Origin of the sequence: Wolbachia endosymbiont of Armadillidium vulgare str. wVulC (assembly GCF_001027565.1) — a bacterium.
Classification (GTDB): domain Bacteria; phylum Pseudomonadota; class Alphaproteobacteria; order Rickettsiales; family Anaplasmataceae; genus Wolbachia.
In genome coordinates, this window is the sequence record NZ_ALWU01000001.1 from 529,528 (window position 1) to 544,968 (window position 15,441).

8 protein-coding genes and 2 pseudogenes are annotated in these 15,441 nt (G+C 35.3%); 7 read left to right on the forward strand and 3 right to left on the reverse strand.

Annotated elements, in window-relative coordinates; all coding sequences use genetic code 11:
* The first annotated feature begins 16 nt into the window (after positions 1 to 16).
* The gene (gene trpS / locus wVul_RS02630; RefSeq protein WP_047759026.1) at positions 17 to 1,015 is read left to right on the forward strand and encodes a tryptophan--tRNA ligase; all 999 of its coding nucleotides are present in this window, start codon (positions 17 to 19) and stop codon (positions 1,013 to 1,015) included.
* A gap of 7 nt (positions 1,016 to 1,022) precedes the next feature.
* Here the strand turns inward: trpS and wVul_RS02635 are convergent, their stop codons facing one another.
* The gene (locus wVul_RS02635) at positions 1,023 to 2,402 is read right to left on the reverse strand and encodes a hypothetical protein (RefSeq protein WP_047759027.1); all 1,380 of its coding nucleotides are present in this window, start codon (positions 2,400 to 2,402) and stop codon (positions 1,023 to 1,025) included.
* A 397-nt stretch (positions 2,403 to 2,799) separates the two neighbouring features.
* Here wVul_RS02635 and wVul_RS02640 point away from each other — a divergent pair, with 397 nt between their 5' ends.
* The 4 genes and pseudogenes from wVul_RS02640 (at position 2,800) to wVul_RS02655 (ending at position 9,432) form a co-directional block, all read left to right on the forward strand.
* On the forward strand, positions 2,800 to 5,445 hold the full coding sequence (locus wVul_RS02640; protein WP_047759028.1) for a 2-oxoglutarate dehydrogenase E1 component: 2,646 nt from the start codon (positions 2,800 to 2,802) through the stop codon (positions 5,443 to 5,445).
* Between the two features lie 200 nt (positions 5,446 to 5,645).
* Positions 5,646 to 6,419 carry a hypothetical protein gene (locus tag wVul_RS02645; RefSeq protein ID WP_047759029.1) on the forward strand — a complete coding sequence of 258 codons (774 nt, stop codon included), beginning with the start codon at positions 5,646 to 5,648 and terminating at the stop codon, positions 6,417 to 6,419.
* 588 nt (positions 6,420 to 7,007) lie between these two features.
* Positions 7,008 to 7,996: pseudogene (locus wVul_RS02650) on the forward strand (IS110 family RNA-guided transposase).
* A gap of 419 nt (positions 7,997 to 8,415) precedes the next feature.
* The gene (locus tag wVul_RS02655; RefSeq protein ID WP_047759030.1) at positions 8,416 to 9,432 is read left to right on the forward strand and encodes a substrate-binding domain-containing protein; all 1,017 of its coding nucleotides are present in this window, start codon (positions 8,416 to 8,418) and stop codon (positions 9,430 to 9,432) included.
* A 106-nt stretch (positions 9,433 to 9,538) separates the two neighbouring features.
* Here wVul_RS02655 and wVul_RS08445 read toward each other — a convergent pair.
* A pseudogene (locus tag wVul_RS08445) lies at positions 9,539 to 10,291 on the reverse strand (IS5 family transposase).
* A gap of 467 nt (positions 10,292 to 10,758) precedes the next feature.
* On the opposite strand from wVul_RS08445, the gene wVul_RS02670 reads away from it, so the two are divergent.
* Together wVul_RS02670 and wVul_RS09430 are read left to right on the forward strand one after the other, a co-directional pair.
* Positions 10,759 to 12,078 (forward strand): pyruvate dehydrogenase complex dihydrolipoamide acetyltransferase, encoded by a 1,320-nt coding sequence (locus tag wVul_RS02670; RefSeq protein ID WP_047759031.1) that lies wholly within the window; start codon positions 10,759 to 10,761, stop codon positions 12,076 to 12,078.
* 81 nt (positions 12,079 to 12,159) lie between these two features.
* Positions 12,160 to 13,341 carry a hypothetical protein gene (locus wVul_RS09430; protein ID WP_153295471.1) on the forward strand — a complete coding sequence of 394 codons (1,182 nt, stop codon included), beginning with the start codon at positions 12,160 to 12,162 and terminating at the stop codon, positions 13,339 to 13,341.
* 134 nt (positions 13,342 to 13,475) lie between these two features.
* Here the strand turns inward: wVul_RS09430 and wVul_RS02680 are convergent, their stop codons facing one another.
* On the reverse strand, positions 13,476 to 15,221 hold the full coding sequence (locus tag wVul_RS02680) for a type I secretion system permease/ATPase (RefSeq protein ID WP_047759032.1): 1,746 nt from the start codon (positions 15,219 to 15,221) through the stop codon (positions 13,476 to 13,478).
* Between the last annotated feature and the right edge of the window lie 220 nt (positions 15,222 to 15,441).

Below are 15,441 nucleotides of genomic sequence, written 5' to 3' on the forward strand. Positions count from 1 at the left end.
ATGAGGTAAATGTATAATGACAAGTATTGTCTTTTCAGGTATCCAGCCAAGTGGCGTACTACATTTAGGTAATTATCTTGGTGCAATCAAACAGTGGATAGGCTTACAGGATAAATATAAATCTCTTTTTTGCATTGTTGATCTACATGCAATCACAGCAAATAAGCTTCCTGCAAACGAATTAAAAAGTAATATTTTCAAAACAGCAGCAGCTTATATTGCATGTGGAATAGATCCAGAAAAGTCCATTATTTTTAATCAGTCTACAGTTAGTGGGCATGCAGAGCTCTGTTGGCTACTTGGGTGCTACACGCCAATTGGTTGGCTCAGTCGTATGACTCAATTTAAAGACAAGGCTGGCAATGATAAGCAAAAAGCCTCTCTTGGATTATATAGTTATCCAGTACTTATGGCTGCAGATATATTGTTGTATCAAACTAAATACGTTCCTGTTGGTGATGATCAAAAACAGCATTTGGAGCTTGCACGTGATATTGCATCAGCTTTTAACAATCATTATAAACTGGATTATTTCATCGTACCTGAAATCTTAACTTTGGATTGCACATCAAGAATAATGAGCTTAAGAGATGGTACAAGCAAGATGAGTAAATCTGACCCTTCAGAACATTCGTGCATTAACCTTGATGATACGGATGACTTAATTGTCAAAAAAATAGAAAAAGCAAAAACAGATTCAATCTCAAGCTTTGATTTTTGTACTTTAAAGTGTCGTCCAGAAATAAGCAATTTGGTGAGCATTTATTCAGTGCTTAGTGACACAAGCGTGGATAAAGTGTGCGAAGAAATGAACAAGCATAACATGAAGCACTTCAAAAAAGAGTTAGCTGACTTAATCATCGGTGTTATATCACCGATACGTGAGAAGATGAACGGTCTTTTAAAAGACCAATTCCATTTACATGAAATATTAAAAAAAGGTACAAAGAAAGCAGCAGAAATTGCAAATAACAATATAAGAAAGACCAAGGATATTATAGGGTTTGTTCAATAGGTTATAGCTATTTCTTCCCATGGCTTTCAAATCGTGCAGCTATTTTCTTTACGCTGACATGCGTGAGAAGAGGTTTTTCACTAACTGGAGGCTTGGGATCGGACTTTGCTGTTATGGGGTTCATTTTAGATCTTTTATTTCCTGTCGGAAATAAGTGAGATTGAGAGGCAGCTTTTGGCGATGGTTCAGGATCTTTCTTCATACCGATATCTGCTTGTGCAGCAGGAGTGGCTTTGCTCTCAGCAGCTTGATTTTGCTCAATTTTTTCTACCATTGACTTTACTCTGCCGTCCTTCTTGCTATTTACTTTTTCTTTCATAGTAACCACTTTTACTTCTGGTGCTGCTTTATCAGCAGCTTTTTTTAGCGGTACTATCGGTTTACTTTTAGCTGATTTTTTTGGAGTCACTCCTACTATCCTTGGTTTCGTGCTCACTTGTTGGCCTAGGTTTTTAGGCTTTGGTGGTATTTCAGGTTTATCTTTTTTAGGTTTTTGCCTCACTTCTTGACCGATAGCGTTTGGCATTGGTGGTGCTATTGACGGTTTTGTTGGCTGTTTCTTTCTACTTTCTCTTTTCGCTTCTATATGTTCTTTAGGAACTGTTACGTAAATTGACCCTTTTTCTTGGTAATTAGATATTTTTTTATCAGACTCTTCATCTGATAAACTTTCATATCCTGAATCATCAAAAGGTATAATCTCTGGTTTCGATTCAAAGCGCACCTTCTTCTTTTCAGTAGTAGCAACCTTTTTCTGAGGCTCAGGTTTAAGCTCATTTGAAGTAATAGGAGGTGGCGGAGGCGCTGTTGTTGGTCGTTTTATTTGCTTCATGTGATTACTAGCAGATTCTTTTTTTGGCTGCTTTTCTTTCTTTTGCCTTGGCGTTGTTCTGCTTTCCAAGTTTACTTCATGCGGTTTATGTTCCTCCTGGCTTTTTTTGTTCTGCTCTGAGTCTAAAAATTTTTTCAAAGCATTAAGTTTTTCATAGCCGAATACATTAATTCCTTTCAAAATGATTGTATATTCGGCTGCTTTTTCTTCTATAGTGAAACTTGATAATTCATCACCAACAAAATCTCTTATGTCATTATCCTTAACTGGAATATCTTTTCCCAAAACTCTATCTAATATCCCCTTCAATGTTCCAAAAAAACCGAGTGGCTTTGCATCCACCGGTTCTACATAATTATTCAAGTCACTATATATAACAAACTTGGCTACATCTTCTGACTTTGCCTTATTTGTAAAACCCTTCAGAGCTTGAGATAAATCCCTCAATGTTTCATCATATTGTTCATTAATTTTTTTTGTATCCTTCAGATTTATGGCTCTTATCAAAGAATTGAGATTCTTATCATAATTATCACTTTTAAATAGATCACTCATACCAATTACCGTTTACTAAAATATAAATTCAAAGTATTAAGATCCAGTAAATCTTATATGACTTATCCTCTGACTCATAAACGCTTGCGCTCTTAAATGTGCAAAAAAAATTTCAATAATCTTCAATCAGCAATAGTATAGGAGTCCAAAAAAGATGTCATCCCAGCGCTTGACACTGGGATCTAGGAATTCTGATTGGGCATAAGTTGGTGAGTATAGCTGTTTTATGTTAAAATACAATGTTTTATGGAAAGATTAGATGCCAGTCTAGAATGACACCCTTCCTGGAGAACTCAGATTGCAGTGTTTGTATAACTTAATAATTGGAAACTAAAGGAGTTCTTTTTTAAAAAACTTAAGGTATACTTATAAGTATTTGATATCTTTTATAGTGATTATGCTAAGTTTAAGCTACCTTTATAGTGATAATGCAGAATTTGTAGAGGAAATGTATAGCCGTTATCTGCAGGGCGATAGATCAATCGGGGAGGATTGGTACAGAATTTTTTCGAGCAATTTAGGGGTTAATAAAACGGAATTTTGTGACACGCAACATGTAACTAAGGTAGAGTCTAGTGTAGCAAATTTTTTCAGATCTTACGGTCATTTTTTTGCAGACTTAAATCCATTATCACCAAATGTAAATAAAGAAATAAATTATCAAAAATACTCGAACCTATCTCCAATGCGTGATGCTGAAATCTATAGAGATATTTACTGCAAGAATATCGGCTTTGAATTTATGCATATTTCCCCTTATGAGGAAAGAGTTTGGCTGCAGGAGAAAATTGAAAATCAGGTCTATACGCTAAGCCCTCAGGATAAAAAAGAAATACTAAGGCACTTGATTGAATCTGAGATGTTCGAGCAATTTCTCCATATGAAATTTCCTGGATATAAGCGTTTTTCTATCGAAGGTGGGGAGTCAGCCATTGTTGCAATTGAAAGAGTTATTAGTGATTCTGCAGCTTTTGGTATTGAAGAAATAGTTCTTGGTATGGCCCACCGAGGACGGCTTAATGTTCTAACCAAAGTTATGGGGAAAGAATATGCGGCAATGCTGTCTGAATTTCAAGGCAATCTTGCATACCCAAGTGGTCTTGAGGTATCTGGTGATGTCAAATATCACCTTGGTTACTCTTCTGATCGAGCACTTGCTGGTGGTAAAAAAATACACTTAAGTTTATGTCCTAACCCATCTCACCTTGAGGCGGTAAATCCGGTTCTAGCTGGAAGAGTAAGGGCAAAACAAAATATGAGATCTGTGCTTGGAATATCAATTCATGGTGATGCAGCTTTTATCGGGCAGGGAGTGGTTGCCGAAACCCTGACTTTGAGCAACATTGAAGGTTATAAAGTTGGTGGTATCGTGCATATTGTCATCAATAACCAAGTTGGTTTTACTGCGAATCCTCGTTGTGCACGCTCTTCTTTTTATTGTACTGATGTAGCAAAATCAATAGAAGCTCCAATATTTCATGTTAATGGAGATAATCCAGAAGCCGTGGGTTTTGCCGCGAGTTTGGCAATGGAATATAGGCAAAAATTTAAAAAGGACGTAGTGATTGACATAATATGTTACCGCAAATATGGCCATAATGAAGGCGATGAACCAAATTTCACTCAGCCACTTATGTATCAAGCAATATCAAAGCATAAAACTCCAGGAACACTGTATGAAGAGAAGCTGACTGCAGAGAAAGTATTAAGTGACAATGAAGTAAATAAATTACGCAGCGAATTTAGGGCAAGATTGGATAAAAGCCTTGCTGAGTCAGCGACTTACACTTCCAAAAAAGCCGACTGGTTTGGTGGAGTGTGGTCAAAATTAAGAAGAGCAAAGTTGAACGATTTGAATGAATACTATACAGACTCTGGTGTCTCACCAGATGAGCTAAAAAAGTTAGGTGTACACATAAATAGCAATATTCCAAGCAGTTTTAATATCCACAATAAGGTTAGAGAAATACTCGATGGAAGAATAGACAATATAAATTCCGGTAGGAATATAGACTGGGCAACTGCTGAAAGTCTTGCATTCGCGTCATTGCTCACAGAAGGAATAGGAGTGCGCTTGTCAGGACAAGATTCTGGTCGCGGTACTTTTTCGCACCGTCATTCAAGACTTGTTAATCAGGTAACAGAAGAAACGTTTATTCCACTGAACAATATAAACAAAGAACAAGCTCGCTTTGAAGTTATAGATAGTGCACTATCTGAGTATGCTGTGATGGGCTTTGAATATGGCTATAGCCTTGATTCTCCATATTCACTGGTGCTCTGGGAAGGACAGTTTGGTGATTTTGCAAATGGCGCGCAAATTATGATCGACCAGTTTATTGCATCTGCAGAAACAAAGTGGTTGCGATCAAGTGGTCTAGTTTTACTTTTGCCTCATGGTTATGAAGGGCAAGGACCTGAGCATAGTTCTGCTCGTATAGAAAGATTTTTGCAACTTTGTGCAGAAGATAATATGCAGATAGTGAATTGCTCCACTCCCGCAAATTATTTTCATGCCTTGCGCCGGCAAATCCACAGAGACTTCCGTAAGCCTTTGGTAGCATTTACACCTAAATCGCTATTGCGCCACAAAAAGGCAGTTTCTAATCTGTCTGACTTTGAAGAAAAATTTCTCACGATAATTCCAGAGTGTAGAAAAAGTTTAGCTTCAAATGATAAAATACGTAAAGTCGTAATATGCAGTGGTAAAGTTTATTACGACATAATTGAAATGCTTGAAGCACAAAAAATAAACGATATAGCAGTAGTCCGTTTAGAACAATTCTATCCATTCCCTGCTGATAAACTAGGCAGTGAACTTGAGAAGTACAAAAACGCTGAAATTATATGGTGTCAAGAGGAACCAAAAAATATGGGAGGATGGTTCTTTGTCAACCCATTGATGGAAGAGGTATTGTCTGGCCTCAATGCTCAAGCAAAAAGACCTAAGTGTGTTGCAAGACCTGCTGCTGCATCTCCTGCATGCGGTTGTTCTAAAGTTCATGAGCAGCAAAAAGAGGAGATTCTAAGACAGATCGCTTAGTATTCACAGTAGAAGTGGTGCTATAAAAGTATTGGCACTACGTGCTCCAGCCAGGTGCAATAGAGAACGGATCACACTAATAAAACCTCTTTGATGCTCAGACAAATATAAAAGGACTTTCATTTTGTTTAAAAAATTAAGATTTCTATTTATTTTTATTAAAAAGTAAATATTATTAATATTTACTTTAATTAATATATATGAATACAAAAAGATTTGAAATATTAATAGAAACAACTAACCTATACAGCAGTAGCAAAGCTGAAATCATACAGTTAAATAGAAATGAAAAAACTTTCATAGATGAGGATAAAAAATCTATCGAATTAGCTGAGGCTATTTTGGAAAAGAGAGGTATGTTTCATTTGTGTGACACTATGGATTATATCTTGAACAAACTAATAAATGATAAAAAGCTTTTTGAGGAAATGAAAGATAGAGGTACAAGTATAATACGTCTTTTTTCTTTGTTATCAAAGTATTATGGTAATTTCAGGTATGATACTACAACAAGAGGAGATCGTGTTGTTAAGTGTGGCATGTCTTTGTACCGCCGTTACGGCACTTCCAACACAGCACCTGTGGAGTACTCTATGCTTACTAATCCTAGTTTTTATCTTAGATACACTGTGTTTAATGATAATAATCCTGTTATCAGAAATAGGTTAGCTAGAGACTTAACTAAAGATAAAACAAAATTAGACATTTTCGTAAATGGAATTTTAGCAATAAAGAGCTCGGATTTAGTATTGTCTTGTATCAACACAGTAGAGGCTCTTAATGGGGAAGCTAGAAATTATGTTAATTGCTTACAGAAAAGCAACATGCTAGATAAAATCTTAAATAAAGATGATACAGCACTTGAAAAATTAGCTCTAAAGGAGTTATTAAAACTTTCTATTTTGCAGAGTACTAAATTAGAATCTCCTCAAATTTCAAGTATGGAAACTCATCAACATTGTAATGGGCGGTAAGATTTAAAATATACTGAGGCTCATTTGAATATGAGCCTCAGTATCACTTAATTTTTATGTTAGCCTACTTTAACTTTATTTCACTTCCACCAAGGGAATATTATTCCAGATGCTACTGCAATAGTTATCAATAGAAGCGTTTAAGTAATCTGCATCAAAGCGCACAGGCAGGGAGTGTTAAATAAACCATACGCATCAAGTTAAGAGAATACGCCTAATATAGCAACCATTTAGGGTAGATATCTTATTTGTTATATTTATTTTTTAAGAAATCTTGATCTAAAATAAGATAATTTTTTTTAAAGAGTCTATAAATTACTAATTTTATCGTTTAATGTCTAAAATAATTTTTACTGCTTCTCTTCTTGTATCTTGTAAAAAGCATCTAATGTTTTAAGCTTAAGCATTAGGTGGAGGAGGGAAGAACTCTGTTTCTCCTCTTAGATATAAAATCTGTAAGAAAGATAAGAGTTCCCTCCTCAAAAGTATAGGCTGGACGGTATCGTAGAAAGACCTAAATGGCTCTAATTCTGTATCCACAAGGTTAGCCTTACTTTTCGTTTTAAATGGTAACGTATGGGGTTATATATGATCAACAACTTTCTTGGAATTGATGTATCAAAAGATCGCTTTGATGTTTTTCTTTCATTCATAAGTAAAAAAGAAAAGCGTGAAACTAGGAAAAGGAGCTTTAAGAACGATGATCTTGGGTTTCAAGGTCTGCTGAGTTTTCTACAAAAGCATAATGTGGAAGAAGTAAAGGCATGCATGTGGTTGTTATAGCGAAGCTTTGGCTGAATTTCTGCACAATGCTGGACATTTTGTTAGTGTTGTAAATCCTTATTGTATTAAATCTTATACAAGGAGTAAGCTCGTAAGACAAAAGAATGATCAGACTGATGCAGAAATTATTGCTGATTATTGCCAAAGACAGGAACCAACTCGTTGGACACCACCTTCTTCTGAAATGAAAAAATTAAAACATCTTTATCGTTGCTCAGTTGCGTTAAAAGAATTAGTAAATAACCACCTAGAAAAAAAAGAGAGACTGCCTAAAGAAGTTGCAAATGCTTGGGAGGATCTTGCAACGAATATAGTTAAAAAAATAGAAATAATAAAAAACTCCATACGCAAACTATTAAAGCAGCACAAAGAATTGTTGGAAAATTTTCAGCTTCTATTGACTATTCCAGGAATAGGAGAGGAATCAGCAATAGCTATTTTAGCTGAAATCCCTGACATAAAAGCTTTTAGAGATGCCAGGCAATTGGCAGCATATACAGGAGTTATACCGAAAAATATAACATCAGGTTCATCTGTACATTCTAAACCAAGATTAAGTAAATCAGGTTCACAAACATTACGTAAGGCCCTTTTCTTTCCTGCCATAGTAGCCAAGAATCACAATCCTATCATTGTGAGTTTTTGCCAAAGACTAAAGAAGAAGGGTAAGCATAATATGGCAATTGTGGGAGCGTAAGCTACTCCATATCATTTTCGGTATCCTGACATCCAAAAGTGCTTTTGATCCAAATCATATCAAGAATTACAGAACTAGGATGTTGACTGTAGTTTAAAATCAAAAAATGCTTCCAATCCATTCAACATATTCACTAACTGTAATCTGTGTACTGTTACACAATCAGAAGTATTTTTTGATTTTATGATACAGCTTGAGTAATTTTTTTGTTGACTAGCAAGACGGTATCTTTCTTATTCCACTTTTCCTTAACTTGACGCGTATGGTTTATTTAACACTCCCAAAAACGTTGTATTTTAACATTAGATTGACTACTTTTGCACTTAACAACTCAATTATTTGTTAGGAGATACTGCAACGTAGCTATGGTGTAACCTAGTTTTATTTTTTGTGGAGTATTTTTCCTGGCTGCTTGATAATAAATTGTGATTGCTATACCTGCTGAAATCTAGAAAAAAAGCTTTTCAGTTTGATTTTTTATTACAATAATTAAGTTTACACTCTTAAGCAGAAACGATGCTGAAACGCTTTTTCCTTATTTTTGCACTTGTATTACTCATGCCGCTATCAAATACCGATGCCCGAAAGTATATCAGAATTGTTGGATCTTCAACTGTTTTTCCGTTTATCTCATTTATAGCTGAAGAATTCAGTCGTGTATTTCCCTTTAAAACTCCAGTTGTGGAATCAATAGGAAGTGGATCAGGGTTCAAAATGTTTTGCTTAGGGATAGGGGAAGACACACCAGATATCACCACTTCATCTCGTCCTATCAAGGAAGTAGAGAGAGAACTATGCAAAAGAAATAAAGTTAATGAAGTAATAGAGATCATCATTGGCTATGATGGAGTTGTCATTGCAAATTCAAATCAAAGCCATAGATTTGATTTTACGAAAAATGACCTATTTGAAACTTTATCTGCATATTCTCAAGAAAATGGCAGATTAGTAAAAAATAATAAAAAATTTTGGTCTGATGTAAATCAAGCCCTACCAAAAACAGAAATTAAAATCTATGGTCCACATCAAAATACAGGCACACATGAAACTTTGGTTAATTTTATTATGCTTGATCAATATTCATGTATGAACTCAAGGATTTTCAAAGAGAATTATAAAGATCAGGAAAAAAGAAAGAAAGCATGTAGTAATATCAGGGATGATGGAAGGTATATAGAAGTTGGAATTAATGAAAACATAATAATACAAAAATTGAAGAGCAATAAAAACGCTTTAGGAATATTTAGCTTCAGCTTTCTAGCGAAAAACCAAGATGAAATTCAAGGAAGTACAATCGCAGGAATTGAGCCAACTTATAAAAATATATCATCGGGGGAATATATGTTAGCAAGGCCTTTATATCTTTATATAAAGAAAGAACACTTATATACTGTTGATGGGTTAAGAGAATTCATTAAAGAAGTTGTAGACTCTATCAGCACTGAAGGTGGATACTTATCTAGGCTTGGCTTAATCCTACTTTCAAGCGAAAATATGAAGAAAGTCTTGGAAAAGGTTCGTGATATAATGTGACGACTTTGATATTTTTTTGTTCTGGATACTAGGTTAACAATAGAACGTTTAATAGAGTACATTTCTTTTTTTAGTATTATCATACTTAGATTTCCTAAGAACCTGTTCATAATCTTTTGAGGAGCAAAGAAGTGAAAGCCAATTTGTAAGCTGGTGTTGAGTTTACGCTCGCAATTTTTCCATAACCGTCTACATTTTTCCAACCAAGCAAAAGACCTCTCTACAACCCATCTTTTTGGCAATACAGCAAAGGTATGTAATTCGCTTCACCTCAACAGTTGCACCAATAGTTGCTTTTATTTGTGTTGCAAAATTTTCTCCTGTATAGCCAGCATCAGCGAGTATATTTTTGACTTCAGAGAGTTTTGCTTTAGCATTTTTAACCATTTTTACAGCATTGCTACGATCAGCTGCTTCTGCCGTTGTTATATGAATTGCGTGTGGAAGACCTTGTGTATCAACTGCGCTTTATACCTGAAATTTTTTTGCCTGCATCATAGCCCTTTCTTTCAGCAGTATCTGCGTTTTTAACACTTTGAGCATCAATTATACAGAAACTGTTTCCTACCATTGTTGATACGGACCTTTCTAACTAATTTTTTTTAAAACACTCTCCAAAATACTTTCTTTATCTTCTCTTGGTTTTTCGCTCCATTTTTTAAAGTAGTCGTAACAACTTCTCCATTTTGGAAACTCTTGTGGGAACATTCTCCACTGGCAACAGCTTTTTAGGACGTACAGCACTCCACAAAATACATCATAAGTCTTCTTGGCTTTGTTTTTTTCTACAAGATTCTAGATCTGGTAAAATTATCTTGAATTTTTCACGACTTATGTCACTTGGGTATACACTTCTCATATATCTAATTTATATACATTATCTCCTACTTTATCCCTTCTTTGAGATCATGTACAGGTTCTTAGAACAGACTTATCCATTTTCATAGTGATCTTGCTATCCGTACTCTGTTTTTGATATCCATAAGTATCTTTTTTTATCGTCGCATAACGCTTGCTGCTGAGTAAATTACTTTTTATCTATCCACAGTCTTCATTTATATCACAAATTTCCAATTTTCAAACTCTTCTATAGCTTTGAGGGGCAGGTTTTTGCAAGTGTATATCCATTTTACAGGATATTGAAACCCTGGTCCTGTTCTCATATTGACTTTATTTGATTTTATTGAAATAAAGTCGCTAGCAAGCAAACTAGAACTAAATAATAAAAACATCAGTATGACAAACTTATTCACTACAAATTACGATTAGATTGACATAGGATAAAGAGTAAATTAAAAATTGAATAGATCTTTTAATATATAATAAATGCCTATAGAAATATTGATGCCTGCTCTTTCCCCTACAATGAGTAAAATTGGAGGAAAAATTGTAAAGTGGTGTAAAAAAGAACAAGATAAAGTTGAAGTAGGTGATGTTATCGCCGAAATCGAAACTGATAAAGCCATAATGGAGTTTGAGTCTATCGATGAAGGAATTTTAGCAAAAATTTTAGTGTCAGAAGGAGCAAGTGGCGTGCCTGTAAATCAACCGATAGCTCTAATGTTAGAAGAAGGAGAAGATGAAAGTGCACTTAACAACTATACCTCAACTTCCACCAATAATGTGGTTGAAAAGGAAATAAAAAAAGTGATAGAAAGTGCTGTTGATAATCAAAAATCAAAACACCAAGATTTAAACGAAAAGCCAACGGGGCACTCTCCGGTGTCATTCCAGCGCGTGACGCTGGAATCTAGGAATCAAGAAGTATGGATCCCAGTGTCAAGCACTGGGATGACAGAAGGTTATGCTGAAGGTAGAACAAAAATAAGCCCTTTAGCTAAGAAAATAGCTCAAAATGAAAATGTTGATATAAAGCGATTAAAGGGTACAGGTCCATATGGTCGTATTATCAAGGCTGATATATTAGAATGTCTAGATCAAACTAAAAATTATGAGAGATATGAGGAAAATACAATAATTGAAGTAAGCAGCATGCGCCAGGTGATAGCGCAGCGCCTAGTTGAATCTAAGCAAAATATTCCACACTTTTATTTAACTATAGACTGCTACGTCGATAAGCTAGTATCGCTCAAAAATGAAGTTAATTCAGCGAATGAAAACAATAAAGTAACAATTAATGACCTAATTATAAAAGCTGTGGCTTTCAGCATGAAAAAAATTCCTGATATAAACTCGTCATGGATAGATAATAAGATAGTAAAATACTCAAATATAGATATCTCAATTGCTGTAGCGCTTGAGGGTGGATTGATTACTCCTATAGTGAAAAATGCTGATAAAAAAGGTATTTTATCTATATCAAAAGAAGTGAAAGATTTAGTAAGTAGGGCAAGATCTGGAAAATTAAAGCCTGAAGAATTTCAAGGAGGAGGGTTTACTATTTCCAACTTAGGTATGTTTGGTATAAAAACTTTTAGCGCTATAATCAATCCGCCACAGTCTTGCATTATGGCTGTTGGCGCATCTAAAAAACAGCCGGTTGTCATAGATGAAAAAATAGAGATAGCAGAAATAATGACAGTTACTCTCTCTGTTGATCATAGAGCAGTTGATGGAGCACTCGGAGCAAAATTTTTAAATGCCTTTAAACACTATATAGAAAACCCTACGGTAATGCTTCTTTAGCCTTGTTAGCATTATTATTATAATAAAATTAATATCTCTTGATTTATACTTTTATTAGTTAATAGGTTTAGAGGTAAAAATATGACTAATCAAGAAAGACAACAACGCAGTATATCTAATGCAAAGAAGCCTAGTTCGGCTGACTTTTTAAAGACAATGAGGAAAACTATACCAGTGCTTTTTGACACATCCGAGCAGGATAAGAAAAGTTCTCCAGTACAAACAACAGTTGATGATATGTTCTTTGGAGGAATAAGTGACTCCACTCCATGTCTAACGCCGCAAAGAAGCGAAGCATCAACAACTGTTTTGAAAGTTCCAGGTGTTATTCATACCACAACAAGAAAAAATAACGTTGGAAGCGGATTAAATGAATTGAATGCAAGAAAGAAGGCTAATTTTGTTGCTCCAGAGCTTAGCATTGCGAAGAAGAAAGTTACTTCAGAGTACCATATTACTCCAGCTGAACATCGGCCTACTCTTTCTGAATACATGATGCAAAAGGAAAGAGAAGCAAAAGAGTCAAACCCTTTTAAGACACTGATGGAAACTATGCCAGTGTACTACGAGCCAGTGTACAAAAATGTTGATGACACATTCGAGCAGGATAAGAAAAGTCCTCCAGTACAAGCAACTGTTGACGATATGTTCTTTGGAGGAATAAATGATTCTACTCCATGTCTAACACCAGAAAAAAGTCAAGCAACAACTACAGATGAACTAGAGACTGTAAAATTCCTTAAAACATCAAGCAAAGCAGAAAGAGAAAATCTTGGTTTTTCTCCTAAGCAGCAAGACGATCAAAAGGTTGAGGTTAGCACAAAAGCTTACAATCCTCTTGATTGGAATCCAATCTATCAAGGTAAAAAGCGTTTTAGTCCAAGATATCCGTTGTTGCACAATAATGCTGAAATGCACGGCAACATAACTTCTGCTTACTCAATCGCAGAAAAGTGCATGGTAACACGCGATGGCAATGAGCTTGAAGCAAAGATGGAGAGAAAGCATGGATTTCAACAAGATCTAAATGTTAAGCATACGAAGGCTGATACTGTAGTGTGTTCTATTACCAAAGGTAATGATAAAAAAGATATCAGACTTGATGATTCATATAAACAAGAGCCTACATCAAAAATGTCTAAGGTCAATGTGAGGGAATTAGCAAATAGGTTCCGCAAATCTGATATTTCATATAAACAAGAGCCTACATCAGAAATGTCTAAGGTCAATGTGAGGGAATTAGTGAATAGATTCCGCGGTTAATCATTATTGGATTTTTTGCATAACAATTGCTTAAGAAAATCGAATATAGTATCAGTACACTGGGACAACACTGTCATAAACTGTACATATAGTACATTATAAGGTAAAGGGAAGTATCAAATACTTCCCTCTTTTTAACCACTAGCTGAAGAACGTTTATCTTCTGTGGTATCTGGTGATGGAGCAACTAATCTGCTCAAGATCTCATCTTTTGGTCCCATAGCGTAAATAACACCATCTGACATGATAATCACTTTATCAACCACGGATAGTAACGGTAGCTTATGAGTGATGATAACAGTGGTAATATTTTGTTCCCTTGCAGTATTGATTGCATTAATCAAGCACGCCTCTCCTCTGCTATCTAGATTAGCGTTTGGCTCGTCAAGCACTAAAAGCTTAGTATTACCATAAAAAGCTCTGGCAAGTCCAAGAAGCTGTTTTTGGCCACCAGAGAGCGTTACTCCTCCAGGTCCTCCTATTGTTGTATCATATCCATTTGGCAGGCTTAGTATTAATTCATGTATTCCTGCAATTTTTGCTGCTTTGATTATTTCTTCAGGATTTGGATCTGGTCTCATGCGAGCAATATTAGCTTTAACGCTCGTGTTAAATAACTCAATGTCTTGAGGTAAGTAACCAACATAATTACCAAAGTTCTCTCGATTCCAAGTATATACATCAGCGCCATCTAGTCTGACTACACCTGATATGGGTTTCCACACACCAACGGTTAGTTTTGCAATGGTCGACTTACCAGAAGCACTCGCACCAATAACACCAACTACATCCCCTGGTTCTATTACAAATGATATTCCTTTTACTGTTGGCTTATTACTCCCATAAGGAGTAAAAAATACCCTATCAAATTCCAACTTCCCTTCAGGCTCTGGTAGAGACATAGTTTGTTCTCTTTTTGGTGATGTTAGTATAAGTCTTTGCAGCCTCTCATATGACATTCTGGCTTGATTTAAAAATTTCCAAGTGTGAACTGCTGCATCAAATGGAGCCAATACTCTACCCATTAAAATCGAGGCAGCAATAATGCTACCGGCAGTTTTGTGAGCTGTGATTGCAAGTAATGCACCTGTTCCAATTACTGAAATTTGGAGAGTTGAGCGTAAAAACTTAGTAATCCCAGTAATTACATTAGAACGATTCTGTGCTGTAATTTGCATTGCACGATTTTGATCATTTCGTTTACACCAATCAGAAACTATAAATTCTGACATACCCATAGCCTCAACCACCTCTGCATTTCTTGTTGCAACATCTATAGCATTAATATTGCGTATAGTTTCTTCATTGGTTTCTCTCAATATACGCTTAGTAGCAAGTTCATTCCATATTGCCATTGAAACTAGTATAATGATTCCTGCAATAGCTATAAACCCTGTAGAGGTATGTATCATAAAGATGACAACAAGGTAAATTAACGACCATGGAGTATCAAACAGTGAAAATATACCATTTCCTGTAATGAAATTTTTTATTACCCCAAGGTCACGTATTGCTTCACCACTTGAAGTTGAGCTTTGCACTGATGTTAGCCTGATTGACCTTACTATCAGATCTGGCGTTGCAGTTTTATCAATCCAGTCGCCAATTTTTGCCATGGCTAAATATCGACAAGTTTCAAGCATTGCAGAGCATGCAAACGCAGATAAAGTAATAATCGTTAGCATAACTAGTGTTGATACACTCTCGCTCGATATCACTCGATCAAGTACCTGAGAGGTGTAAAGTGGCAAAAATAACATTAACGCATTAATCCCTGAGCTAAACCAGAAAATGAACCAAAACGCACTCTTGCACTTCTCTAGACAAGTATATAGTATACTTTGTTTTAATTCCTTTTTTATTGATGGAGTGATTTCCACAATCTTCCTTTTAACTTAACTGTATGCACCATATATAACTTTTATTTCGAAAGTATTAATAGCTATTGCCTTACCCTATCATTAATATAATAAAATATTAACATATGCAAATATAAACTTTCTTATGGAAGTTTAGCAAGACTATCAAATTCATTTTTACTATACGATGATAGCCTTGCCAATTATTTCTTTATCTACTACCTAGCAATGATTCACTAGA